General features: G+C 69.3%; 15 protein-coding genes, 2 tRNA genes, 1 other RNA gene and 1 pseudogene. 7 read left to right on the top strand and 12 right to left on the bottom strand.

Annotated elements, in window-relative coordinates; all coding sequences use genetic code 11:
- Window positions 1-8: 8 nt before the first annotated feature.
- From ACIHIX_RS43760 to ACIHIX_RS43750, 3 genes are all read left to right on the top strand, one after another.
- Window positions 9-1214: a sensor histidine kinase gene (locus ACIHIX_RS43760; RefSeq protein ID WP_399966195.1), complete on the top strand. Its 1206-nt coding sequence runs from the start codon at window positions 9-11 to the stop codon at window positions 1212-1214.
- A gap of 40 nt (window positions 1215-1254) precedes the next feature.
- Window positions 1255-1863, top strand: a complete 609-nt coding sequence (locus ACIHIX_RS43755; protein WP_399966194.1) for a response regulator — start codon at window positions 1255-1257, stop codon at window positions 1861-1863.
- A gap of 23 nt (window positions 1864-1886) precedes the next feature.
- Window positions 1887-1962 (top strand) — tRNA-Gly (locus tag ACIHIX_RS43750).
- 42 nt (window positions 1963-2004) lie between these two features.
- Here the strand turns inward: ACIHIX_RS43750 and ACIHIX_RS43745 are convergent.
- From ACIHIX_RS43745 to ffs, 6 genes are all read right to left on the bottom strand, one after another.
- Window positions 2005-2904 carry a phosphoribosylaminoimidazolesuccinocarboxamide synthase gene (locus tag ACIHIX_RS43745; protein ID WP_399966193.1) on the bottom strand — a complete coding sequence of 300 codons (900 nt, stop codon included), beginning with the start codon at window positions 2902-2904 and terminating at the stop codon, window positions 2005-2007.
- 68 nt (window positions 2905-2972) lie between these two features.
- Window positions 2973-4472 (bottom strand): N,N-dimethylformamidase beta subunit family domain-containing protein, encoded by a 1500-nt coding sequence (locus ACIHIX_RS43740; RefSeq protein WP_399966192.1) that lies wholly within the window; start codon window positions 4470-4472, stop codon window positions 2973-2975.
- 173 nt (window positions 4473-4645) lie between these two features.
- Complete coding sequence (locus ACIHIX_RS43735) at window positions 4646-6391, bottom strand: hypothetical protein (protein ID WP_399966249.1); 1746 nt, start codon at window positions 6389-6391, stop codon at window positions 4646-4648.
- A 350-nt stretch (window positions 6392-6741) separates the two neighbouring features.
- The gene (gene purD / locus ACIHIX_RS43730; RefSeq protein WP_399966191.1) at window positions 6742-7995 is read right to left on the bottom strand and encodes a phosphoribosylamine--glycine ligase; all 1254 of its coding nucleotides are present in this window, start codon (window positions 7993-7995) and stop codon (window positions 6742-6744) included.
- A gap of 111 nt (window positions 7996-8106) precedes the next feature.
- Entirely contained in the window at window positions 8107-10488 is a 2382-nt protein-coding gene (locus tag ACIHIX_RS43725; protein ID WP_399966190.1) for a DNA polymerase III subunit gamma and tau, read from the bottom strand.
- Between the two features lie 64 nt (window positions 10489-10552).
- Window positions 10553-10651, bottom strand: an RNA gene (gene ffs, locus ACIHIX_RS43720) — signal recognition particle sRNA small type.
- Between the two features lie 72 nt (window positions 10652-10723).
- Here ffs and ACIHIX_RS43715 point away from each other — a divergent pair.
- Window positions 10724-10811, top strand: a tRNA-Ser gene (locus tag ACIHIX_RS43715).
- 107 nt (window positions 10812-10918) lie between these two features.
- Here the strand turns inward: ACIHIX_RS43715 and ACIHIX_RS43710 are convergent.
- Complete coding sequence (locus ACIHIX_RS43710; RefSeq protein WP_399966189.1) at window positions 10919-12181, bottom strand: hypothetical protein; 1263 nt, start codon at window positions 12179-12181, stop codon at window positions 10919-10921.
- Between the two features lie 167 nt (window positions 12182-12348).
- On the opposite strand from ACIHIX_RS43710, the gene ACIHIX_RS43705 reads away from it, so the two are divergent.
- A complete protein-coding gene (locus ACIHIX_RS43705; protein WP_399966188.1) occupies window positions 12349-16590 on the top strand; it encodes a hypothetical protein in 4242 nt (1413 codons plus the stop codon).
- Window positions 16591-16688: 98 nt separating this feature from the next.
- Here the strand turns inward: ACIHIX_RS43705 and ACIHIX_RS43700 are convergent, their stop codons facing one another.
- The 5 genes and pseudogenes from ACIHIX_RS43700 to ACIHIX_RS43680 form a co-directional block, all read right to left on the bottom strand.
- Window positions 16689-17903, bottom strand: a complete 1215-nt coding sequence (locus ACIHIX_RS43700; protein WP_399966187.1) for an XRE family transcriptional regulator — start codon at window positions 17901-17903, stop codon at window positions 16689-16691.
- On the bottom strand, window positions 17893-18636 hold the full coding sequence (locus ACIHIX_RS43695) for a hypothetical protein (protein ID WP_399966186.1): 744 nt from the start codon (window positions 18634-18636) through the stop codon (window positions 17893-17895). Before ACIHIX_RS43695 ends, ACIHIX_RS43700 begins: the two co-directional genes overlap by 11 nt.
- A gap of 257 nt (window positions 18637-18893) precedes the next feature.
- Window positions 18894-20666, bottom strand: a pseudogene (locus ACIHIX_RS43690) (tyrosine-type recombinase/integrase); the annotation flags it as partial.
- Window positions 20667-20677: 11 nt separating this feature from the next.
- Window positions 20678-20977 carry a helix-turn-helix domain-containing protein gene (locus tag ACIHIX_RS43685; RefSeq protein ID WP_399966185.1) on the bottom strand — a complete coding sequence of 100 codons (300 nt, stop codon included), beginning with the start codon at window positions 20975-20977 and terminating at the stop codon, window positions 20678-20680.
- 158 nt (window positions 20978-21135) lie between these two features.
- Window positions 21136-21705, bottom strand: a complete 570-nt coding sequence (locus tag ACIHIX_RS43680; RefSeq protein ID WP_399966184.1) for a helix-turn-helix domain-containing protein — start codon at window positions 21703-21705, stop codon at window positions 21136-21138.
- Between the two features lie 299 nt (window positions 21706-22004).
- Between ACIHIX_RS43680 and ACIHIX_RS43675 the strand changes: the two genes are divergently transcribed.
- Both ACIHIX_RS43675 and ACIHIX_RS43670 read left to right on the top strand, forming a co-directional pair.
- Window positions 22005-23513, top strand: a complete 1509-nt coding sequence (locus tag ACIHIX_RS43675) for a DnaB-like helicase N-terminal domain-containing protein (RefSeq protein ID WP_399966183.1) — start codon at window positions 22005-22007, stop codon at window positions 23511-23513.
- A 385-nt stretch (window positions 23514-23898) separates the two neighbouring features.
- Window positions 23899-24807 (top strand): DUF2637 domain-containing protein, encoded by a 909-nt coding sequence (locus ACIHIX_RS43670; protein WP_399966182.1) that lies wholly within the window; start codon window positions 23899-23901, stop codon window positions 24805-24807.
- Window positions 24808-24838: the final 31 nt, after the last annotated feature.

Raw genomic sequence — 24838 nt, 5'->3', positions numbered from 1 at the left:
GGGAGAGCATGCGCAAGCCGGGGAGCTGGTGGGGGCGGAAGAGCACGCCGGCCAAGGTCGAGACGTACACCCGGTGGTCCTTCCACTTCTTCGCGGTGATCGAGGTCGCCTCCATCGGGCTGCCGCTGCTGGGCTCGATGACGGTCTGGCTCGCGGCGCCGCTGCTGGCGCTGGTGACCGCGCACGGCACGGCCTGTGCGGTCACCGCCTCGCAGGCGCTGGACTGGACCCTCGGCCGGCGTGAGCAGCCCGTCCACATGCTGTGGACGCTCGGCGCGGTCACGACCGTGGTCGCCGTCGCCGCGATCGGCATCTCGGAGCGCGGGCCCGGCGGGGACGACGTCGACACCGCGGCCGGCAGCGTCTTCGGGGTCGTCCTGATCTTCGGCGCCGGCGTCATCGCGATGGGCGTGCGCGAGCGACGGCGGGTGTACGCCGTCGTCGCCGGGTTCGCGGCCGGGGCCGGGGTCGTGGCCCTCCCCCTGGGACTGCCGGCGGCCGCCGCCCTGGTGACGATGCTGATGGTGCTGCTCGGCGGCGGGTTCCTCGCCTTCACCTCCGCCTTCTCCGTCTGGCTCCTCAACGCCGTCTACGCCCTCGACGAGGCCCGTGAGACCCGGGCCCGGCTCGCCGTCGCCGAGGAGCGGCTGCGCTTCGGACGCGATCTGCACGACGTCATGGGCCGCAACCTCGCGGTGATCGCGTTGAAGAGCGAACTCGCCGTACAGCTGGCCCGGCGCGGGCGGCCCGAGGCCGAGGAGCAGATGATCGAGGTGCAGCGCATCGCGCAGGAGTCGCAGCGCGAGGTGCGGGAGGTCGTGCGGGGGTATCGCGAGGCCGACCTGGGGGTCGAACTCGCCGGGGCACAGGGGGTGTTGGCGGCGGCCGGGATCGAGTGCACGGTCAGCGGGGAGGTGGCCGGGCTGCCACTGGACGTGCAGTCGGCGCTCGGCTGGGTGGTCCGGGAGGCCACGACGAACGTCCTGCGGCACGGGGACGCCAAGCGGTGCACGGTGGCCGTACAGCGGTCGGGCGAAGGTGTGGTGCTGACGGTGGAGAACGACGGGGCCGCCGGTCCGTCCGGGCCGGGTGGATCCGGGCTCGCCGGGCTGCGGGAGCGGCTGGCGGCGGTGGACGGGACGTTGGAGGCGGGACCTGTGCGGGAGGGTGTGTTCCGGTTGGTGGCCCAGGCGCGGACGGAGGCGGTCACGTGACGGCGGGGCTGGTGGCCCGGGGGTCGGCGGAGGTGGCCTCGTGACCGTACGGCTGCTGCTCGCCGACGACGAGCATCTGATCCGGGGGGCGCTGGCCGCGCTGCTGTCGCTGGAGGAGGATCTGGCCGTCGTCGCCCAGGCCGCGTCCGGGCCCGAGGCGTTGGCGATGGCCCGGGCGCACGCACCGGATGTGGCGGTGCTCGATCTTCAGATGCCGGGGGCGGACGGTGTGAAGGTCGCCACATCGCTGCGGGCCGAACTGCCCGGCTGCCGGGTGCTGATCGTGACCAGTCACGGTCGGCCCGGACATCTGAAGCGGGCGCTTGAGGCGGGTGTGCGCGGGTTCGTCCCCAAGACGGTGAGCGCCCAGAAGCTCGCCGAGATCATCCGCACGGTGCACGCCGGAAACCGTTACGTCGACCCCGAGTTGGCCGCCGACGCGATCTCCGCCGGGGACTCGCCGCTGACCGCGCGCGAGGCCGAGGTGCTGGAACTCGCCGCCGACGGGGCGCCCGTCGCGGAGATCGCCGAGCGGGCCGCGCTGTCCCAGGGGACCGTACGGAACTATCTGTCGTCGGCCGTCTCCAAGCTCGGGGCGGAGAACCGGCACACCGCCGTACGTCTCGCGCGCGAGCGAGGTTGGGTATAGTGGGCACCGCGCTTCGGCGCAGTGCGAACGTAGCTCAGTTGGTAGAGCGCAACCTTGCCAAGGTTGAGGTCGCGAGTTCGAACCTCGTCGTTCGCTCCAGATCAAAGGCCCCGGTCATCGACCGGGGCCTTTGTCGTGCGGTCAGCTCCAGCTCGTACCCGTCAGACGCTCGTACGCCTCGATGTACTTGGCGCGCGTGCGGTCCACGACCTCCTGCGGCAGCGCCGGCGGCGGCTGCTCGCTCTTGCGGTCCCAGCCGGAGGCCGGCGAGGTCAGCCAGTCACGCACGAACTGCTTGTCGTACGACGGCTGCGCGTGCCCCGGCTCCCATGACTCGGCCGGCCAGAAGCGGGAGGAGTCCGGGGTGAGGACCTCGTCGCCGATGACGAGGGTCCCGCCGTCAAAGCCGAACTCGAACTTGGTGTCCGCGAGCAGGATGCCCCGTTCACGGGCGATGTCCCGGCCGCGGGTGTAGACGGCGAGGGTGGCCTGGCGCAGCTGGGCGGCGGTGTCGGCGCCGACCTGGCGGGCGACCTCCTCGTACGACACGTTCTCGTCGTGCTCGCCGACCGCGGCCTTGGTGGCCGGGGTGAAGATCGGGGCGGGGAGTTCGCTGCCGTCGGCCAGGCCCTCGGGCAGGGCGAGACCGCAGACCGTGCGGGAGTCGTTGTACTCGACCAGGCCGGAGCCGGTCAGGTAGCCGCGGGCCACGCATTCCACGGGGACCATCTTCAGCGACTTGCAGACCACCGTGCGGCCCGCCCAGTCGGCGGGGGCGCCCTCGGGCAGCTCGGTGCCGATGATGTGGTTCGGGATCAGATCGGCGAGCTGGTCGAACCACCACAGGGAGAGCTGGGTGAGGACGCGGCCCTTGTCGGGGATCTCGGTGGGCAGCACCCAGTCGTACGCGGAGATGCGGTCGCTGGCGACCATCACGAGGTCGCCCGCCTCGTTCTGGTACAGCTCGCGCACCTTGCCGGTGTGCAGATGCACCAGACCCGGAACCTGGATCGGCTCGGGCTTTTCTACGAATCCGGACACGGTTCCTCCCCGTGGTTCTGTCCAACGGGTCGATTGTCCCTTATAGGCGGCTGACCTCGGACCAGGGGTCAGTCGCGCTTGCAGATGCGGTCCAGGAGGTTGGCGGTGGCGCGCTGGACGCGGGTGTCCACATGGCCCGGGCGGTCCAGGGACGGGGACCAGGCGAACGTCCCCGACGCGAAGACCAGGGCGCCCGAGGGGGCGCGGTAGAGGGAGGTCTCCTGGTGGCGGAGGGCGCCCTCGCTGTCGGCGTACGGGGAGTGCGCGAGCAGGATGCGGTCGTCGTGCTCGGGAAGCGCGGTGCGCGGGAAGTAGCGGTCGGCCTCGCCCGCGACCAGGCCCTCGATCTCGTCGCCGTCATGGGCGCCGGTCGCCTCCCACAGCCAGTGGCCGGCGTTGCGCACGACCAGGGGGTGGGGATCGGGGACGCGGCCCGCGTACTGGATGCCGACCAGCTGCTGCTCGGGGCGGTCGATCTCGCGCCACAGCACCGGACGACCTGGGCCCCTGCGCTTGCGGCAGGTCAGCAGGCGGTCCGGGACGCCGGACGGGGACGGGCCCAACTCCACCTGCCAGTACATGGTGTTGGCGGAGAGGAAGACCAGCGAGGTGCCGTGGTCCCTGGCACGTTCCACCGTGCGGCGCATGTTCGTCGACCAGTACTCGTCGTGGCCGGGGAAGACCAGACCGCGGTAGCGGGTGGGGTCGACGCGGCCGGAGTGCAGATCGCGGGCCTCGGCGTAGGCGAGGTCGTAGCCGTAGCGCTCGGCCCAGCGGATGAAGTCGTAGGCGTGGCCGACGTGCAGGGGCAGGCCCGCGCCCGCGTACGGGCGGTCGAAGGAGACGGTGGTCGCCGCGTCGGACTCGCCGAGGAGACGGCCGTCCTCGTCCCAGGCGTGGTAGAGGCTGGCGCCGGTGCGGCCGTCCTCGGGGTAGAGGTTGTACGCCTGCCAGGTGACGTCCGGCAGGAGCAGGAGCAGGTCGGCCGGCTGGTCGTGGCGGACGGTGAAGGGAACGTGGGAGCGGTAGCCGTCGGCGGTGGTGAGGACCGCCACGTAGGCCCCGATGCTCCAGTAGGAGGGGATCTGAAGGCGCCAGCTCAGCCACCAGTGGTGGCAGGAGACCGTGCGGTCCGCGGTGAGGGGCGGGGGCTGGACGATGCCGGACAGGCGCGGGCTGGTGGTGATCTTCGCGGCGCCGTCGCCGCCGTAGTGGCCGATGCGGTAGACGTCGACGCTGAATTCCTGGGGCGGGTCGACCGTGATGTGGAAGTCGATGGCCTCGCCCGGGGCGGCGGCGCCGGTGGAGGCGAAGCCCTTGATCTGGCGGCGGACGTCATCGGCGGCGCGGGGGCCGCCGGCGGTTCGGGGGGCGGGGATCCGGGCGCCGGTGGCTCCGGCCGGGGGCTGGGGTGGGGCGGCGTCCACATACCAGGGGACGACCTGGCCGGTGTCGTCGAAGTAGGTCTCGCTGCCGCGGAGCCAGGGGAGGGGGCCCTGGCCGAAGGGGTCCGACACGGCGTGCGCCAGGGCTCCCGACTCCCAGCGGCGGATCGGCTCCGAACCCATGGCTGCTCCCCTCCCTCGTGCCCCCGTGTGGTCGTGCGTGCGTTTGTCTTATGTCGTAAGCCCTTGCCATGTGCGCGATCGGTCCCAGCACATCACATTACGCACGCAGGCTGTCACTATTCGTTGCGAATTGGCCGAAAGTGGAATCCAGGCTTCCGATACGGCGGCCGGTCTCAGACGAGGCGGAGCGGCTTCTCCGGACGTATGCCTGCCTGGGTGAGCCAGTGGCGCAGCGGGGTGGGGTCGCCGTCCTCGACGAGGCTGAGGACCCCGGGGGCGAGGTCGGGGGTCCGCTCGCCGTCTATGAGGAGGGTCGGGCCGTCCAGCCAGTCCAGTCCGGGGGTGGCGCCGGCGGTGTCCATCGCGGCGCAGCAGACCATCGCCGTGACGTGGTCGGTGAGGAGTTCGCGGGCGGTGCGCGGGGGCTGGAGCGGGAAGAGCGGGAGGGTGGTGTCGTCCCAGGGGGGCGGGGTGTCGGGGGCCTTCGCCTTGGGGGCCGTGGCCTCCTCGCGGGCCAGTGCGGTGGTGAGGGCCGCGGCGAGGGTGGCGGTGCGTTCGTTGTCGAACTCGGCCTCGGAGTCGCCTTCGGCCTCGGCGCTCCCGGGATGGGGATCGGGATCGGGGGCCGGTGCGGGCTGCTGGAGGCCCGGGGTCGCCAGGTAGTCCAGGACCCTCGACAACGTGGGGCCCGCCGGTGCCAAGGCCGTGGGCGGCGCGGTGTGGTGGATGCCCTGGGCGTCCAGGACCCGGTGGAGGCGGGCCGCGTCCAGGCGCCACTTTCGGTCCACCACCTCTTCCGGGTACTCCTGCCAGTCGACCGGGGCCCAGTCCGGGCCGCGCTCGGCCGGGCCGCCGTGGAAGAGGCGGGCGGCGAGGAGGGAGGTCGCCTCGTCGATCGCGCCGGGCTCCTCCAGGAGGTCGCAGGCCGGGCGCTCGCCCAGACGCGAGGCGAAGCCCTCGGCCAGCCGGTCACGGCGGGACAGCTCCGTCAGCGCGGCCACCACCCCGGCATCCAGGCGGGAGGGCCAGCGGCCCATGCGCCAGGCGGGCAGCGCGACGCGGGTCAGCAGGCGGTCCCAGCCCGCGTACGCCAGGCCCACCTGCTCCTGCGCGACGATCCGCAGGCCGTAGTCCACCGCCTGCGCGCGCTCGGCCGCGGCGGCGGCCACCCCGCGCTCCATCAGCGCCGCGTGCTCCCGGCAGCTGCGCAGCAGCAGCCGCGCCACCCAGCCGACGCCCGCGCAGACCACGCGGGTCAGCGGGCAGCGGCCGGAGGTCGAGGAGACGGCGACCGCGGCGTCCAGACCGCGCACGAAACGGCGGGCCGCGGCTATGTCCGGGTGGGCGGAGGGGCCCGTACCGGCGACGACGGGGGCGAGGACCGCCCGGAGCTCGCCCACGCGCATCCACCACAGGAACGGGGAGCCGATGACGAGGACGGGGGCCGCGGTCGCCCGGCGGTTCGCACCGCGGGCGCCGGTGAGCTCGTCCCGCTCCTCCTTCGGGGGCGGGCCGTGGGCCGGGTGGGTGCGGTCCTCCAGCCAGCTGTCGCAGTCCGGGGTGAGCGCTATCGCGGAGGGGGCGGGGACGTCGAGGCGGTCGGCCAGGTCGCGCACCATGCGGTACAGGTCCGGGGCGGACTCCTCGGCGATCGGGACCGTCGGACTCACCGCGGGGCGGGCGCGCGCGACGACCAGGGCGATGACGGCGGCGGCCGTCAGGACGAGGACGGCGAGCGGGGTGACGGTCCAGCGGGCGGCATGCCAGCCGGGGCCCACCAGATGGCCGGTGGTCCCGCCCGCGTACAGCACCACGGCGAACGCGGCGGGCAGCAGGGCGACGGCCAGCGCGCGACTGCGGATGCGCAGCACGGCCAGCGCCCGGGAACGAGCGGCCTGTGCGCCCGCCTCCACACCCATACCGGTCACGACCGGAGTCGCCCCCTCCCTGCTGTCCTGGCGTTGCTCATTCCCCCACTGTGGCACCCACCACCGACATCGCAATGCCGGTGGGCCAAGTGCCGGAACGCTTGCGCCGCACCCTAGTTGGGCCCTTGGCCTCCGTCAGCCGGAAAAGACATCGGTCACTCGATGGAATGGCTTTGGGGAAAGGTGGATGACGGACAGCGAGGATCAGGCCCGGGATCTTGACTTGGATTCAGTCACGTTCCCCGTCACGTTCACAGGCACGCAGAAGGGGCAGGCCCCGAATCCAGAGACGGATTCGGGGCCTGCTCGGTTCATCGGATCCCGTGGCCGGTTACGGCCGTTCAGGCGCCGGACGCCGCCTTCGCGGCGATGTCCGTGCGGTGCTGGGAGCCGTCGAGGTGGACGCGGCCGACGGCGGTGTACGCGCGGTCGCGGGCCTCGGGGAGGTCCTTGCCGGTCGCCGTCACGGACAGCACACGGCCGCCCGCGCTGACCACGGCGTCGCCGTCCTGCCGGGTGCCCGCGTGCAGGACGTACGCGTGCGGGGCGTCCTCGGCGGCCACCGCGTCCAGGCCGGTGATCGGGTCGCCGGTGCGCGGGGTGCCGGGGTAGTTGTGCGAGGCGACGACCACGGTGACCGCGGCGTCCTCGCTCCAGCGCAGCGGCGGCAGATCGGCGAGGTCGCCCTTGGCGGCGGCCAGCAGGAGACCGGCCAGCGGGGTCTTCAGCCGGGCCAGGACCACCTGGGTCTCGGGGTCACCGAAGCGGGCGTTGAACTCGATGACACGGACCCCGCGGCTGGTGATCGCGAGGCCGGCGTAGAGCAGCCCGGAGAAGGGGGTGCCCCGGCGGCGCATCTCGTCGACGGTCGGCTGGAGGACGGTGTCGAGGACCTCCTCCACCAGCTTCGGGTCCGCCCACGGCAGCGGGGAGTACGCGCCCATGCCGCCGGTGTTCGGGCCCTCGTCGCCGTCGAGGGCGCGCTTGAAGTCCTGGGCGGGCTGGAGGGGGACGACGGTCTCGCCGTCGGTGACGGCGAAGAGGGAGACCTCGGGGCCGTCCAGGAACTCCTCGATGACGACGCGGTCGCAGGCGTTGGCATGCGCCCGGGCGGCCTCCAGGTCTTCGGTGACCACGACGCCCTTGCCCGCGGCGAGCCCGTCGTCCTTGACGACGTACGGGGCGCCGAAGGCGTCGAGCGCCTCGTCGACCTCGTCGGGGTTCGTGCAGACGTAGGAGCGGGCGGTCGGCACACCGGCGCCGGCCATCACGTCCTTGGCGAAGGCCTTGGAGCCCTCCAGCTGCGCGGCCTCCTTCGAGGGGCCGAAGACCGGGACACCCAGCTCGCGCACGGCATCGGCGACACCGGCGACGAGCGGCGCCTCCGGGCCTACGACGACCAGCTCGGCGCCGAGCTCACCGGCCAGCGCGGCGACGGCCTTGCCGTCCAGGGCGTCGACCTGGTGCAGCTCGGCGACCTCGGCGATGCCGGCGTTGCCGGGAGCGCAGTACAGCGCGGTGACGTCGGGGTCGAGGGACAGGGAGCGGCACAGGGCGTGTTCGCGGGCGCCGCTGCCGATGACAAGGACCTTCACGGGGTTCAGGGTAACCGGCCGGGACGGCGGCGCTTTGTGCGGGTTGCCGAGGGGAAGGGGGCGGGAGCCTTGTACGTTCCTCTGACGCCCTCTCCTCGAAGGGCACCCGCCCTACTCGTTCGTGAACTCCTCCATCACCGTCGCCCCGAGCTCCCGCACGATCAGTTCACGGCCGGAGAGGGCCGATTCGTTGAGGTCGGGGTCGTCGTCCTCCGGGATGTCGTCCTCGGGGGCGACCGGGGGCGGCTCCGGGGCGGAGGGCCGCGGTGCCGGGGTCGAAGGCGCCGGAGCGGGGGGCGCCTGGGCCGGTGCGGGGGAGGCCGGGGCGGACTGCGCCGGCTGGGGGCGGGCGGCGGGGGCCGGGGACGGCGACGCGGGGGCGCCGTAGCCACCGCCACCCGGGGTGCCGGGGGTGCCTGGGGTGCCGGGGGCGCCTGGGGTGCCGCCACCGCCGTAGCCGCCGCTGAAGTTCTGTGTCGCGCCCCCCGTCTGGGGTGGGGCGGAGCCGCCGGACGCGTCGACGAGCGCCTCGATCTTCCACTGCACGCTGAACTGCTCGGCCAGCGACTGCTTCAGGACCTCCTCGCTGCCGCTGCTCACGAAGTTGTCGCGGGCACCCGCGTTGACGAAGCCGAGCTGGAGGGTGGTGCCGTCGAAGCCCGTCACCTGGGCGTTCTGGCTGAGCAGGATCCAGGTGAAGCGGCGGCGGTTCTTGACGGCCTCCAGGATGTTCGGCCAGAGCATGCGGGGGTCGAGGCCACCGGCCGGGGGTGCGTAGGCCCCCGCGGTCGCGGGGGGCGCGGTCGGCGGGGTGGGCGCCGGGGTGGCGGCGGCGACCGGCTGGGGTGCGGCGGGTGTGTTCGGTGCGGCCGGGGGCTGGGCACCGCCGCCGGCCGGGGTCGCCGTGGGCCAGCCGCCGGGGCGCCGGCCGCCGCCCGCGGGCGCGGCCGTGGGCCAGGCGCCGGGAGCGGGCCCGGAGGCAGGGGTGGAGGTGGGGTTAGCGGTAGGTGCTGGTGCGGGAGGGGGCTGGGGCGGGTTGGCTTCCGTCGGCGGCATGGCGGCGGCCGGGGTGGCGGGCTGAGGCGCCACCGGCATCCCTTGAACCGGCTGGCTCGGCTGAACCGGCTGGCCCGGCTGGCCGTCCTGGCCCTGCGGGGCCTGCTGCACCGGCTGGCCCGGCGCTCCCCCGGGCGCGCCTCCTCCCCGTACCGCCGCCCGGGCCGCCGCGGCGCCGCCGCCCGGTGGGACGGGGGCGGCAGCCATGGGTGCGTGGGCGTCAGGGGCGGGGACGTACCCCATCGCGGGCGCGGCACCGGCGGCCCCGGCGGAGAAGTTGACGCCTCGCTCCAGGCGGTCGAGGCGGGCCATCACCGAGCGTTCGTCGCCGTAGGCGGCGGGCAGCAGCACGCGCGCGCAGATCAGCTCCAGCTGGAGGCGCGGGGACGTGGCACCCCGCATCTCCGTGAGGCCCTCGTTGACGAGGTCGGCGGCGCGGCTGAGCTCGGCCGCGCCGAAGGTGCCGGCCTGGGCCTGCATCCGTTCCAGGACGTCGGCCGGGGCGTCGATGAGCCCCGTCTCGGTGGCGTCGGGAACGGCGGCGAGGATGACGAGGTCGCGCAGCCGCTCCAGCAGATCCGCGACGAAGCGACGCGGGTCGTTGCCGCCCTCGATGATCCGGTCCACGACCTCGAAGGCGGCGGCGCCGTCACCCGTGGCGAAGGCCTCGACGACGGAGTCCAGGAGCGAGCCGTCCGTGTAGCCGAGGAGGGAGGTGGCCATGGCGTAGGTCACACCCTCCTCGCGCGCACCGGCGAGGAGTTGGTCCATGACGGACATGGAGTCACGCACGGAGCCCTGCCCCGCGCGGACGACCAGGGGCAGTACCCCCTCCTCGACGGGGATGTTCTCCTTCCCGCACACCTCGCCGAGGTACTCCCTCAGCGTCCCCGGCGGCACGAGCCGGAAGGGGTAGTGATGGGTCCGCGAGCGGATGGTGCCGATGACCTTCTCGGGCTCGGTCGTGGCGAAGATGAACTTGAGGTGCTCCGGGGGCTCCTCGACGACCTTCAGCAGGGCGTTGAAGCCCGCCGACGTGACCATGTGGGCCTCGTCGATGATGTAGATCTTGTACCGGCTGCTCGCGGGCCCGAAGAAGGCCTTCTCACGCAGCTCACGGGCGTCGTCCACGCCTCCGTGGGACGCGGCGTCGATCTCGATGACGTCGATGGAGCCGGGGCCGTTGCGCGCGAGGTCCTGGCAGGACTGGCACGTGCCGCACGGGGTGGGCGTGGGACCTTGCTCACAGTTCAGGCAGCGCGCCAGGATGCGCGCGCTCGTCGTCTTGCCGCAACCGCGCGGACCGCTGAACAGGTACGCGTGATTGACCCGGTTGTTCCGCAGCGCCTGCTGCAACGGGTCGGTGACATGCTCCTGCCCGATGACCTCGGCGAACGACTCCGGGCGATAGCGGCGGTACAGCGCGAGAGACGACACGCATACGAGGTTATAGGCGCCCACTGACAACCCGGGCCCACGGAGACTCCCCCGGCTGCCCGGGAACGCAAGCGCCCCCCACGCACCCGCCAGAGCCGACCTACCCTTGCTGCCTTCCGGCCCTGGGGGAGTTCAGTCAGATAGCGCCGCGTGAGGGGCTGCCCAAACAGTACCCGATGGCCGGGGGTGGGAACGAGTTCGCGAGCACTCCTCAACGTCTTGTATTGTTTGCGGCGGAGGATTCGCCTAGAGGCCTAGGGCGCACGCTTGGAAAGCGTGTTGGGGGCAACCCCTCACGAGTTCGAATCTCGTATCCTCCGCCAGTGCCTCACCGGGCACGATGTCGAAGGGCCCCACCGTTCGCGGTGGGGCCCTTCGACGTGCGTGGTTGCAGTTTTGGTTGCAGTTGCCGCTGGAGGACAACTCCTGGCTACCGGCCATTGAGCGTGCCACGACACACCGCGCAGTACATGGCCGCATGGCGTCCGGATCGGCGCATCAACTGACCACACCCCGCGCACAGCCCCAGCTCCCACGGTGGGCACCCCAGCGCGGCAGAGGCGGCAGCCCGCTCAACAGACGTGATCAGCGTCGGCTTCACAGACCTCCGCAGCGGCATCCGGGGCAGAGTAAAGCCGCCAGTTGGTTGGCCAAGATCGCGAATGGGCCTGGCATCGCTAACGAACCACCCCTCCTCGCCAGCGCGGCATGTCCGATCGATCTCCTGCTCGGCAAAGGTGATCTCATCGTCCTCCTCCTTCCCCGGTACGACTGGAAGCGGCACCTTCTCCCCAACCAGCTCCCGCCACCGCTCACAATCGGTCGCCGGCACCCACATGTGCCGTCCAGCCCGTCCGCTCCCCCGGTTGGGCACATAGACAGGGACGCTCTCCCCCGTGGCGCTCGCCAGCACGAGATCTTCGAGGTGGACCGCCTTCTTCTCCGGCTGACACAGCGCAGGCAGGAACCACTCGGCATGAACGCCGTCGCAGTGGCCCGCTCCATCGGTCAGTGGGCAGTGACGATCGCTGCTGGGTACGCACTTCCAGACCTGGAGATGGCGGTAGCCACCTCGGATCAGCATTTCCCTGCCGTCGGAGATGTCCTTCCACGGCATGTCGTCCACCCGGGCCCATGGCGCCCGGTCGATCAACGAGGCCGTGCGATCCTTTGCTACCCACAGGGGCGTGATCTCGTGCCGTACGGCGTTGACGGACCTCCGGTGGACGCTGCTAGGGCTGATGTGGTGGTACTGGATCTCCCAGCCGATGCGTATGCCTGTTGGCCCAGTGATGAGGGCATCGGAGATGGTCCGCCGGTTCGCGGTCGAAACTTCGGCTTCTGCGTCCAACCCACATCGCGAAGCCGTCTCGATGATCCGTTCCTTTGTGGCCTTGTGCTGTGCGCTCTCCGCAGAGGTCGCCTTGTGCGTGATCGGCAGGTGTGACGCCACAAGCGGCCGTCGGCCTCCGATGCGCCCTCGACGGATGAACATCCATGGCGACTTTCCGCCGGACTCGGACAGGCACTCGCGCCCGTCATGGTGAGCGAGACATTCGAGGAGTTGCGGATCGCGGTCCGCGACGCTCGAAGTGATCTCCCGGAGGAGATCAGGACGGTCCGGGTGGCCAAGATCAGGAAGCGACAGATTGATCTCTATGCCATATCTGGTGTGCCACACCCCATTTGCCATCTCACTACGATAAGGAGCACCCCTGACATTCGGGACCCGTCCGTACACTCGCCGGTTGATCGCTATGAGTCTGTTCGGCCCGGCCAGCCGAAAGCGGGATTCTGTGGTCATCCACCAGCCGAAGCTGAATGATGGGGTTTGTTACTACGCACCACACGGGGGCAAAGGTGAGGCTGCCTGAGATCGAGTTCTCACGAATCCGGCCGCTGGCTCCTGAAGGGCAGCGATCAGGTTTCGAGCAGTTCGTCTGCGAGCTGGCAGCGGAGGACCCTCCACACCCCGAGGCCGAGTTCGTGAGTCTGCGCGGCGCAGGCGGAGACGGCGGAGTGGAGTGCTTTTGGACGTCGCCCGACGGCACGGAGGTGGGGTGGCAGGCGAAGTTCTGGCTCGCCACTGAGCAGATGAATGCCGCCAAGAGCCAACTCGACAACTCCGTAGCAACAGCCCTCACGCAGCACCCATCGCTGGTGCGATACGTCATCGCCCTGCCGCTCGATCCCACCGGACCGACGGGCGGCAGGGGCAAGTCGCTGCACGAAAAGGTCCTGGGCGAGGAAGGGTGGCGCAAGGGCTGGGAACAGTTGGCAGCCGAGCGCGGCATGCACGTGACCTTCCAGGTCGAGTGGGCAACAAACCTCATCAGTCGCTTCAGGACGATCGACATCACGGGGGTGCGGACGCGCTATTGGTTCGACTCGGAACTCCTCGCTGCCCAGTGGTGGCAGCGCCGTCTGGAAGAGGCAGTTCAGGCGGCGCGCCCCCGCTACCTGCCAGAGCTGAGCGTGCGTGTTCCAGCGACCCAGCATGCCCTGGCAGCACTGTGCGGTGACGACGAGTGGCACAAGCGCCTCGAAGCGGACATCGCCCAACTCGAAGAGCTCCTCGAAAACGTGCGCGAGGACCCCTTTGGCAGCCAGCAGACAGCCAGCGCGCCATCCGTCGATCTCGAAGTAGTACGACAGCGGGGCGCGGAGCTGGTGACTGCGCTAGCGCAGTGGCAGCACGCGCCAAGCGGCTCGTCTATTGGCGCGGTGCGTACCGCACTGGAGGCCGTCGAAAAGGAGAGCAGCGACGCCGAGGCTGCTGGGGCCGATGTCTTGACTGCCACGCATGGACCGAACTGGGACACGCCCTCGTGGCGGCAGATGCAGGCCGAGTACATGGTGTCGTTTCCGGCAGCGGCCGTTGACGCCCTGCGTAAGCTGAACAACTTCCTGGCTGACGTGACTGCGCGGGTCACGGGCCTGATGGAGCACCTGCGCACCGCACGTAGCGTCCTGCTGACCAGCGCCGCAGGTATGGGCAAGACTTTCGTCACCTTGGACTATGTGTCACAGCGCCTGAGCTGTGGCCGTCCCAGCGCATTGGTGCACGGCCGCCACTTCCGGGAAGGCCCTCTACTCGAACAACTCCGCATGCGTCTGGAGCTACCAGGCGACCTCAGCGGGGATGACGTTCTGGGGCTCTTGAACCAGGCAGGGCGCAGCGCCGAAAGTCCAGTACTGCTGGTGATCGACGCGCTCAACGAGTCGCGGCCACGGACCATTTGGCGGGATGAAGTCGACACGCTGATCACCAAGATCGCGCGATTCGAGCACCTGCGTGTGGTGTTCACCTTCCGGTCCCACTATCGGTTCCAGGTCCTGCCCGACGAAGTGGACGTGCCAGAGATCATCCATCGCGGCTTTGAGGACGTCGAGTACGACGCGATTCAGGAGTACGCGGACTTCTATCAACTGGAACCACCGACTACACCTCCTGTCCAGGCCGAATTCAGCAGCCCACTCTTCTTGCGGCTCCTGTGTGAGGCCCTCAAGGAACAGGGACGCCGCTCCCTGGACAAGGCATCCATGGGCCTGGACGAGTTGGTGGATTCACTGCTGGATCAGACCAATCGACGCATCAGCGCCCAGTTGGACGCCCCGGTCGCCGATCAGATCGTGCGCCGGGCGATGCTGGCCATTGCCGAACACATGGGCACCAGCACACGATCATGGATCGATCGCGTCAGCGCTCACACTCTGCTGCGGGACATCTGGCCCGACCGCAGTGCGCAGACATCCCTGCTCGAAGCCCTTGTAGGGGAGGGCCTGCTGGCGGAAGACATCAACCCTGCAGCTATTGGACCGCAGCGTCAGGTCGTGGCAATGGCCTTCGAGCGGCTCGGCCAGCACCTCGTCATCCTCGCCGCCACGTCGACACTCAGCAGCAGAGAAGACGTACGCCGGTCTCTCGTATCCGGCCCGCTGCGGCATCTGTTGGGCCTAGATGCCTTGTCAGACCCTGGCCTGTTGGAGGCGCTCTCCGTCGTCCTCGGCCACCGGGGCATGGAGCTGACCGACTTCCGGGATGAGATCGGCGATGGTCAGGCTGTCGCTGCAGTTGTCGCGGGCCTGTCCTGGCGGTCCAACACGAGCATCACCCAGGCCACGATCAACTGTGTGCACGACGCACTGAGCGCGCCAGAGTCCCTCACCGAGGCCCTGGACGTGCTCTTCCGGCTCGCCCCCCGGCCGGATCACCCCCTCAACGCCGACCACCTGGATGCTTATCTGTTTACTTGGCCGATGGCAGAGGTCGACGCCCTTCTTACACCGTGGCTCCACGGCACCAGGGAGGAGGGCGGTGCAGCGCATCGACTGATCTTCTGGGCCCGAGATCGGGACATCACGCGCACGGGTCACGGGACCAGCCGACTGTGGGCGACCGCGCTGCTGTGGTGCACAGGTTGTTCGGACCGACGCGTCCGCGACGACGCCACTGTCGCAGCCGCCCGTCTGCTGATCGCACATCCAGGGCACGCCCCTGCCTTGCTCGCCCACTTCCTCAACGTCGAAGACGACTGGATCAGAGAGCGGGCCTGCTACGCCGTGTACACCGCACTGTTGCGCTCGGGCTCGGCTGCCGACTGGAGGGCCGCCGGCCAAGCCGCCTGGAACGTGATGGCTTCTGATACCCCGCCCGCCAACGCTGCCCTGCGTGACGAGGCGCGCCGCATCATCGAAGCCGCGGCCGAGCGGCAGGCACTGCCCGCAGACCTGGACCTCAACCGCATCCGGCCCCCTTACGCGAGCTCATGGCCTATCTCCTGGCCCACACCCGAGGACGTGGAGTCCTACAAGGAAGATCGCGGCGACTACCCCAAGCTCCACTTCAGCTGCACGGCTGACGACTTCTTCACCTACGTCATCAAGTCGGGGTTGCTCGATCGGCCCGAAATCGACCCTCAGACGGCTGCCCGCCGCGTCCTCCTCGATGCGGTCCAACTTGGCTACTCGCCTGACCGCCACGCGCCCTTCGACCAGCACGTCATCGACACCTACGGGGGCGGTCGAAGCAAACCCAAGTGGATCGAGCGCATCGGTAAGAAGTACCAGTGGATTGCTTTTGCCCGGCTGCTGGGACGGCTCAATGATCACGTTCCCCAGAGACGCGACCGGTGGGATCCGCCACCTCCCTCCGTCCCCGGGCCGCAAACAACCCGGCTGCGCCAGATGGACCCCACCGTTTGCGACGCCCCGCCGGATGAAAGCGCCCTAGCCCGACCCCACGTTCCGCACTACGCCTGGGACTCCTTCGATGAGGCAGCCTCGCCCGAGGCGTGGATCGCCAATGCCATTGATCTGCCCGAAGTCTCCATCGACGTCACCTCCGGCCCCAGCCCACACGTGGTCCTTGCCGGTAACTACGAGTGGCGGCGAGAAGGGGAACCGAGGCGCGACCGCCCCACGATTTGGGCTCACCTCGTGTCCCTCTTCGTCAAGAACGTCGACCTTGACGCGCTTGCGACCGAACTGGCTGATAAGGATTTGGCCGAGTACGTCAGCAGCACGGGTGGGGCGATGTATACCGACGGCTTTGTCGGCGAGTATCCCTTCGGACAGCACTACGCGGCGGAGGCGTACGTTCGCGCATACGAACACGAAGAGCCGTTTGGCGTGATCACGCTGCCCACCACTTTCGACCTCCTTGGCGAATACGAGTACTCGCCCACGTCACGGATCTCCTTGACCGCCCCTTCGCCCGTTCTGTTCGGTCCGGCGCCCGGGCAACTGCGGTGGAACGGCAGTCGAACATGGCGAGATGCCGCAGGCCAGAACATCGCTGCCGTGCGCAAGGTGTTCGGCGGAGGGCAGAACGAACTCACCATCGACCGCGCGTGGCTGGATACGTGGCTGGGCGAACAGGAGATGACCATGGTCTGGTTGGAGCTGCTCGGCAAGGACATCCTGCGAACCTCATTCAGCGAGGGAAGCCCAGGTCGGCTTCTACGCTCCCAGGCTCGGCACCGAACCGGCGACGGCCGCGTCGTTTCCCTGCAGCCCTTTTACGAACGGATTCCGCCCTTGCGCCGAGACGACGATCGTCCCCAATCGAGTAACCGGCGTACGAGAAGAGATCAGTCGTGAGCTGATGGTGGGGCGTCGCCCGCGGCGACGCCCCACCATCAGCTTCACAGGACACCAGCATCCGGACCCGGAGTGCGGGTGGCCTCGATGGTGTCGACCTACTCCTCGGTTTGAGGGCGCTTGTCGCTGGCCGATGCCGATTGAGGAGTCGGCGTCAGATGCAGAGCTGGGCGAGGATCTTGGGTGTCGAGGAGCTTGAGAACCATGTCCTCAGGCCAACGCAGCTCCCCAGCCAGCCTCTGGACCGTGATGCCTTTGCGTTGAGCCATTTCAAAGGCTCGCTGCAACAACACGGGGACTTCCCCCGGGAAGCCCTGAACCGGCGTGAATGGCAGCAGCCCTTGTGTCCGCAGGGCCTTCAGACGTCTCCATGCGCGGCTGCTCACCGCTTCGGTATGAAGTCCTAGCTCCCGACATCGAACCAATAGGGAATCCAGAGAGACACCCCAAGTCTGCTGCAGCCGCCCCAGGGTAGTGAAGTCAACTCGAGTTGGCAGCGAACCCGTCAGCCTCGTTGCGGGTGTCAAAAACTCGGCCGCGAAGGCATCGGCCTGGCGTTCGTGCTGAATGTCGCCGGGATGCGCTTCGCCGTGTAGCAGTAGGTGGCCCAGCTCATGAGCACAGCTGAATCGGTGGCGATATACGTCGTCACGTTCGTCGTTGAGCACGACCACAGGCCGGGTAGGTAGCCGGGCGGTTGAGAAGCCGTCCAGTTTCCTGCTGTCCGAATTGAGATAGGGCAAAACCGTTACGACGATGCCGCGCGACTCCAACAAGCGCACGAGATGAGGAATTGGGCCGTCGCCCAATCCCCAGCGGACCCGCAAGGCTCGGGCGGCTTGTTGCGGATCAGTGGGCAGGTCAGGGATCGTTTCGCCGCTATCCCAGCCAGGCAGGTCAACCTCAGGCAGCCGGATATAGGTCTCCAGGGCGTACGCCAACTCCCACAGTAGTTCCGTGAACGACAGGCTTCGCTCCCGCTCGCGTGCGGGAGCTGAGCGTAGAGAACGGAAGTGGACTGCAGCCGTGTCCAGCCCGGCCCGGGGACGTCCGGCAGTGAAGAAGGCGCTGGGCATCCCCAGCACTTCGGCGAGTTGACGGACATGTTCTGGACGGGGACGGATGCCACCAGCTTCATATTGGCCCACAGCGGCAGGTGTGACGTCGATCTTCGCTGCCAGCTCTTTCTTCGTCCAGCCAGCGAGGCGCCTGGCCTGCGTCAGCCGTGCGCCATCAAAGGCTGCAGCCACAGAAGCCGAGACGTCCAGTGGCAGGACCGGCGCCAGCGACAGTGAGGAATGCTTAGTGCTCATTGCTTTCGTTCGCGGTGTCTTCCGCGTCTTCCAGGTTGATGGGGGGCTCTTCGCCTGTGCCGAATCCCGGAGTGAACGGGCCGGTGGGGGCCACGACAGATACTCCGCCGGTGCCGCCTTCCGCGTCTGTGATGGGGAGCGACTCAATCCACTCCCAGGTCACGGCACCTGAGGAGTCCAGGGTGGCCTCCCCTACGAAGCAGTTCAACAGGCCGCCCTCGCGATTGCTGGCGTATGCCAGCAGGAGCATCTTCGGCTGCTCGGGCAGCTCTTCGGGCGTCTCTTCGAAATCCTCGAACGTCCACTCCTGACCGTCAATGCCTTCGCTGATCCGCAGCGCGGTCTGGACCTGCGGCGCGAGCCTGCCATAGGCAGCAAACATTTCCTGACGGATCTGCGAGATCCGTACCTTCATGTCCCGCACATCGGTGGTCGAGTCGTTGGCGTAGCAGACGGGGTATAGGACCGCGCCGCCAACGCCGAGCATGAAGGTGCTCTGCACCCGTAGGGGCTTGGCTTCGGGAAGCTCCTGGAGTTTGTCCCGGTCCTTGAGGGCTCCTACGCAGAACCGCCACCGATTGGTACCGAAGGTGTGGCCGTCGCTGTACTTGCTGAACTCGTAGGCGTCGATCGCTTCCTGAACCCCCGTCTTCAAGGCCCAGATCACGTGCCTACGCACCAGCGGAGCCGGCACCCCGACCAGCTGATCGAAGCGAGAGCTGTGCAACGCCAACGAAGCCACCCCCAAGATACGACGACAGATCCAGAAACTTTACTCAGCGCTGCGATCATGCTGCCGCACTTTAGTTTCTGCGTCAACATGGACACGCGGATGGGGCGAGCATCAATGCACAGCGCCCGACATCGATGCCGGAATATAACTTAATGACCATAGTTATCCCGTTTTTCGTCCAGGCGGAGACCGGCGACACCTCAAACAGTCCCAGAGATGCCCCCAGGCCAGTAGTTCGCGCGAAGGAATTAGAACCGATCAGGGGTGTCGCCATATTTGTGCGGGTACCTGGCACGATCCACAGCCTGTGCACACGCTTCAGCAAACGCGTCCGCAACAGCTGCCTCGTCGGTGCCGCGAACTTGTGCCTCCACCTCTTGACCAGGGCGGCGGGTGGTGTGCCAGCGCACGGGCAAGTCCGTGTAGAGGTCGGGCTCGAACTCCCAGGCAGAGACACACCATCGCTCATCGCAGCCGATGTTGAGCCGGTCACCACCGGGCAGGAAGACGGCACGGGCATGGTGAACAAGTCGGTGATCGGGCATACGGTCGCGGGCCACGCGCAGGCCGCCCGGGGCCTCGCGCTCCCACCTTTGTCGTTCCCACTTCTCGACCTCCGCCTGGCGACCTAGGTGATCCGAGCGCCACTGGGTGGCCAGAGTCTCCGCGTGCTCTCGGTGTATGAACGGAACGCAACGTTCGCCAAGGAGGGCGATATACACCCACGGCCCCACCGGGGCTGCCTTCTAGCCTGATCCAGGCAAAGCGCTTTCGGCTGTCGGCGAGATCACGTTCGGACGCGCCCCCCACAGCAGGCCGCCGACCTTCGCGGCAGTCTGCTGGAGCACCGGGCTGGTCAGGTGCTGGTACCGGCTGCGCATCCGGGCGGACTTACCGGGCTCCCAGCCCATGATGCGGTCGACCACCGCATCGGCAACACCGAGGATCAGCAGGACGGTCGCAGCGGTATGGCGCGCGTCGTGGAGTCGCCCGTCCCTCACCTTCGCCGCCTTCAGCAGGTCCTTCCACCGGTGGAAGTCGGTGTTGGGGTTGAGGGGTTCGCCGGTCGGCGAGGTGAACACATACCCCTTCTCCACCCACAGGTCGCGGGCGAGCGCTCGCTCGCGCTCCTGCTCCGCCTTGTGCCGCTGGAGCAGCTTCAGCAGTTCCTCGGGCACGCCGATCGGACGCTTGCCGGCGCGGGTCTTGGTGTCCTTCGTCTCGCGTCGGACGCTGATCTTCTGCGGGCAGTAGCCAGGCTTACGCCCGCACTTGTCGCCGCAGCCGTGCTTGTAGCGGGGCCGCAGTCGGCCTCGGCGTACGAGGATCACGCCGACCTCGAAGTCGACGTCCTCCCACTTCAGGCCGAGCGCCTCGCCCTGGCGCAAGCCGAGCGCCAGGGCGATGACCCAGCGGGCGGTGTTGCGGTGCTTGCCCGCTTCGAGGAGGAGCCGCTGGACCTCCTCGATCGAGTACGGCTCGACCTCCTCCTCTTCGAGCTTGGGCGCCTTGGCGATGGCGGCCGGGTTGGTCGTGAGGTGGCGGCGGCGTACGGCTTCATTGAGGGCCGTACGGACCGTGCGGTGCGCCTGGTGGGCGGTGCCGGCGGCACTGCCGTTGGCCTGCATCTTCCGGTAGAAGCGCTCCAGGTGCTCGGGCTCCAGCTTCTCCAGGCGGTGGGCGCCCAGACCGGGGATGAGGTGGTGGTAGACGGCTACTCGGTAGCCGTCGATCGTGTTCTCACCGACGCTCGGGGCGGCGATGTTCTCCACCCAGTGGGTGAGCCACGTCTCGACCGTCCAGGTCTGACCGGCCTTGCGGACACCGGTGGAGTCGCGCTGCTTCTCCAACTCGCGCACGCGTCTGGTGACCTCGGGGCGGGTCTTGCGGCTGGCATGGCGACGGTCCGGGCTGCCGTCGTCCTTGACGCCGACGGTGACGTAGCCGTGCCAGCGGCCATCCTTGCCGAAGAAGATCGAGGACGCGCCGTTGGGCTGGCGGGACTTCTGGGGCTCTCGGGGCTGTGCCATGCACGCCCCGCTCAGGCTGCGGCGCCGAAGTCCGAAGGCCGGTAGCGGCGGGCTAGGAACTCTCCGACCGCTTCGGCGGGTATGCGGCGCAGGCTGCCGATCTTGACAGAGCAGATCTCGCCGGACGAGACGTACTCGTACATCTTCGTGCGGCCGATGCCGAGGCGGCGGGCGGCTTCCTCGACGGTGAGTCCGACGAGGGTGGGGTCGCCGGGTTCGTCACCTCGTTCAGACATCAAGGCGCGCAAGGCGGCCTCGGGGATGCCGAGCAGCTGGGCGATCTGGGTTACGGGCAGGGGGAACTCGGGCAAGAGGGCTCCTCACCCCGGTCACGTACGGAGCGCCAACTCCGGGTCGGACCGGTCGTGGTGGTGTGGGTGGTGGTTGGGCGGTTGCGCGAACGCGCGAAGGGGCCGCAATGGTGGACGGGCCCTAGGTGTTCCAGCACCGAGGGCCTGGCGGCGGTGGGTTACTCGTCGGCGTCTACGGCAGCGTCGGAGGCCGGTGGATTGAAGGCGTCACCGAGCCAGCGGATCAGCCGGGAGCGGGCTCCCTTGTGGCGGTGGAAGTCGCCGTTGGAGGCCGCGTCCAGTTCGTGGGCGAGCAGGTTGCGGACCATGGTGTCCTGGTCCGGGTTGGCCTTGGTGTACTCCCGGAGCTGGTCCTGGATCGCGTCCATGGACTTGCCGAGGGAACGCCATTCCTTCCACAGCTCGACGTACTCGCCGACCAGCCGGCGGATGATCGGGTTGGCCATCTGCCCTGGCGAGCTGGCCAGTTCGTCGAGGGTCATGTCGAAGACCTTGCAGAAGCCGAGAGCCTCGTCGGTGTTGACGCGGCGGCGGGGCTTGCCGCTCTCAATGCGCCAGATCGCGGACTGGCCGATGGGGTGGCCGGCCTCGGCCATCTTCTCGGCCAGGGTGACCGAGCTCCAGCCTCGTGCCTCGCGCTCCAGCTTCACGCGCTCGGCGATGTTGTCCTCGACCGGAGGACGCGCGTTCGAGGCCCGTGCGTCGTCATCTCCCTTGCCGGTGGCCATGTTCACCTCCTCGTCGTGCGGCACGGCCGTACAGATGCGGCCCAGGGTGAACTAGTTAACGTCATTTGGGAGCCGAATGCAAGTAGATGTTTCCCGAATGCCTGGGGTACACTTATGGCGTCCGGCGGTGAACGCGGCTGGACAAGCAGAAACCCCCGGTGCTGGAACACCGGGGGCGAAGCGGAAACCCTCACAACCGCCCAACCATGACGATCTGGACCGGTGGCCGGAGTTGGCGCTCCATGTGGCCTGCCGGGAGAGGAGTCCTATTGACCCAGAGTACGGGTCACATGCACGAGATGCCATCGCGCTTCGGATACGGCCCCACGCAGCCATCTCCGGACGAGTCCGCGCAGGCTCCTTTCAACCTGGACGCCGAGTGCGCGGTGCTCGGCGCCTGCATGCACGACAGCGGCGTCATCGACACGGTCCGGCCGATCCTGGGCGAGGACGCGTTCTACCGGCCGGCGCACGAGACCATCTGGCGGGCGCTGCTCGCCCAGCACCGCGAGGACAAGCCGACCGACCCGATCGTCCTCACCGAGCTGCTCCAGCAGCAAGGGGACCTGGTGCGTGTCGGTGACCGCGCCTACCTGCACCAGCTCGCCAACGTGCACTACGGCACCGGAGGCGCCGGGCATCACGCGGAGATCATCCGTGAGAAGGCCAACCTCCGTCGCCTGCTCGCCTCTGCGATACGCATCGTCCAGCGCGCCCAGGAGCCGGGGGCCGACCCGGAAGCGATCCGCAGCCAGGTCGAAGCGGAGATGCGGGCCGAGCGCGAGTGGGCGCTCGCCTCGGGCCAGGGCCGTCTGAACCGCTTCGCCGTCGACGGGTGGACCTTCGTCAAGGAGACCGGCGCCGACACCGAACCCTTGTGGGGCACCCCCGAGAAGACCCTCTGGGCTTCTCGGGAGAGCTTGATGATCGTCGGTGCTCCTGGGGTCGGCAAGACCACCCTGGCCCATCAGGTGATCTTCGCCCGCCTGGGTCTGTCGGAGACGGTCCTGGAGATGCCGGTCGCCCCCAGTAGGCGGGTGCTCTACCTGGCCATGGACCGGCCCACGCAGATCGCCAAGGCCATGCGCCGCCGGGTCTTCGACACCGACGAGAAGATCCTGCGCGACCGGCTCGTCGTCTGGCAGGGGCCGCTACCCGCCAGCCTGGACAAGGAGCCCGACCTCCTCACCGATCTCGCCGCCGCCCACCGGGCCGACACGATCGTGATCGACAGCCTCAAGGACGCGGTGAGCACGATGGTCGACGACGGCCTCGCCGTCGCCTTCCACAACGCCCGCAACCGCGCCCTGCGAGACGGCGTGGAGATCCTGGAACTGCACCACCAGCGCAAGGCCACCGCCGACGCCCCGCGCGGCCAGCGCCCCAGCCTGGACCAGGTCTACGGCTCCACCTGGTACGTCTCCGGCGCGGGCAGCGTCCTGTTCGTCACCGGCAAGGCCGGCGACCCCGCCGTCACCCTGCACCACCTCAAGACCCCCACCGGGGAGGTCGGCCCGCTGGACGTCACCCACGACCACAGGCGCGGCACCACCACCCTCGACCCCAGCAAGGACCCCGCGGTCCTGCTGCGCACCGCCCCGAACGGGATGACCGCGCGCGAGTTGGCCGCCGTCCTGTTCGGCGGGGGCGACCCCGAGCGCGCGGAACTGGAAAAGGCACGGCGGCGCCTGGAGGCCCTCGTCTCCTCCGGTCTGGCGACCAAGGCCGACGGTGCCGCCGGAGGGGCCGGTGGCGGGCAGCAGACCCGCTACTACGCCTCGGCTCGCCACCTCACCGCCGTCGGCTGAACCCCGTTTCCGCCCGCGCGGAGCGATCACGCGACCGTACACGCGGCCCTCGCGCGCGCATGCCCCGGAAAACCGCTCACGACGTCCACGCTCACCGCGAAACCGCAGGTCAAGCGATCACGCGAGCGTCCACGCCGTACACGCGCCTTAGCGATCACGCGCGGGGCCCCCTTTAGAAGGGGGCCCCGCGCGTACGCCCCCTCCGTGAACGCCGGCCACTCCCACCCCATAAGCCTCACTTCACCACCTTGGAGCCCGCCTCTTGCACGCCCCCGCCCCGATAACCCCGGCCGCCGTTCCCGACGGCCACAGCCTCCACTCGGGCATCGCCCTGCTCCGGGGTCGCCCCGGCCGCCGAGCACGCGGACGCGCTGGGAGTCGTCGCATGAGCCGCATGGGGCGCGGCACCCTCGTCATCGGCCTGGTGGCTGTGGTCCTCATGGCCTTCCGGGTCTCGTGGAACGCGCTGTCCGACGTGGCCCGTGCCATCGGCGCCGACCCCACCGCCGCCCTGCTCTACCCGATCGTCATCGACGGCCTGATGGCCCTCGCGCTCGTCGCCACACTCGTGCTGACCGGCACCGACCGGAGGTTCGCACTGCGGGTCCTGGCGACCTACACGATCGCCAGCCTCCTGCTGAACTACGTGCACGGCCTCATCCCAGCCCTGCACACCGAGTCCGTCCAGCAAGGCCGACTCACCGACTGGGCCCCGGCGAACTGGGCCCTCGTACTGCTGGCGACCTCGCTCCCGGTCGGGTCGATCTACTTCGGATCGGACCTTGTGGCGAAGGTGCTGCACCACCACCCCGACTCGGCCGGGTCGGCCGACGTGGCCTCTGCCCAGTCGGTCGACCCGCAAGCTGACGAGTCGGCCGGCGAGCAGGCCCCACGGTCGAGGTCTGACCAGGCCGAGTCGACCCCCGTGAAGGTCGACGAGGCACCGGCGACGAGGCCGACCGGAGCCGCCCCGCGTCGGGCGCCCAGTCGGCGGCCCGCCAGCACCAAGTCGACCACCGATCGCACACGCACCGACACCGAAATCCTGAACGCAGCCCGACTCCTGACCGCCAAATGGAGCACCGACCGGCTGACCGCCGAGAGCCTGCGCCGCGAACTACACATCGGCCAGGAACGCGCCCGCGCCCTGCGCGACCAGCTGAAAGCCGAGCGCACCAGCGCGGTCGAGCCCGTCGCGTACGACGGCGTCGAGACCGAGCCTCTCGACGGGCGCGGCGATGCCTCCTCCCCGCCGCAGGCGCCACTCGACACAGCCCCCGCCAGCGCCGCCTGACACCCGCAAACGCACCCCACGGAGACCCACC

This window comes from Streptomyces sp. NPDC051913 (assembly GCF_044593635.1).
Taxonomy (GTDB): Bacteria; Actinomycetota; Actinomycetes; order Streptomycetales; family Streptomycetaceae; genus Streptomyces.
This window is presented reverse-complemented; position numbering and strand designations above follow the sequence as displayed.

Coding starts and splice junctions, on each gene's coding strand:
- ACIHIX_RS43675 (WP_399966183.1), top strand. CDS start 22,005: ATGCCATCGCGCTTCGGATACGGCCCCACGCAGCCATCTCCGGACGAG.
- ACIHIX_RS43710 (WP_399966189.1), bottom strand. CDS start 12,181: ATGGCAAATGGGGTGTGGCACACCAGATATGGCATAGAGATCAATCTG.
- ACIHIX_RS43740 (WP_399966192.1), bottom strand. CDS start 4,472: ATGGGTTCGGAGCCGATCCGCCGCTGGGAGTCGGGAGCCCTGGCGCAC.
- ACIHIX_RS43670 (WP_399966182.1), top strand. CDS start 23,899: ATGAGCCGCATGGGGCGCGGCACCCTCGTCATCGGCCTGGTGGCTGTG.
- ACIHIX_RS43680 (WP_399966184.1), bottom strand. CDS start 21,705: ATGGCCACCGGCAAGGGAGATGACGACGCACGGGCCTCGAACGCGCGT.
- ACIHIX_RS43760 (WP_399966195.1), top strand. CDS start 9: ATGCGCAAGCCGGGGAGCTGGTGGGGGCGGAAGAGCACGCCGGCCAAG.
- ACIHIX_RS43700 (WP_399966187.1), bottom strand. CDS start 17,903: ATGAGCACTAAGCATTCCTCACTGTCGCTGGCGCCGGTCCTGCCACTG.
- ACIHIX_RS43735 (WP_399966249.1), bottom strand. CDS start 6,391: ATGGGTGTGGAGGCGGGCGCACAGGCCGCTCGTTCCCGGGCGCTGGCC.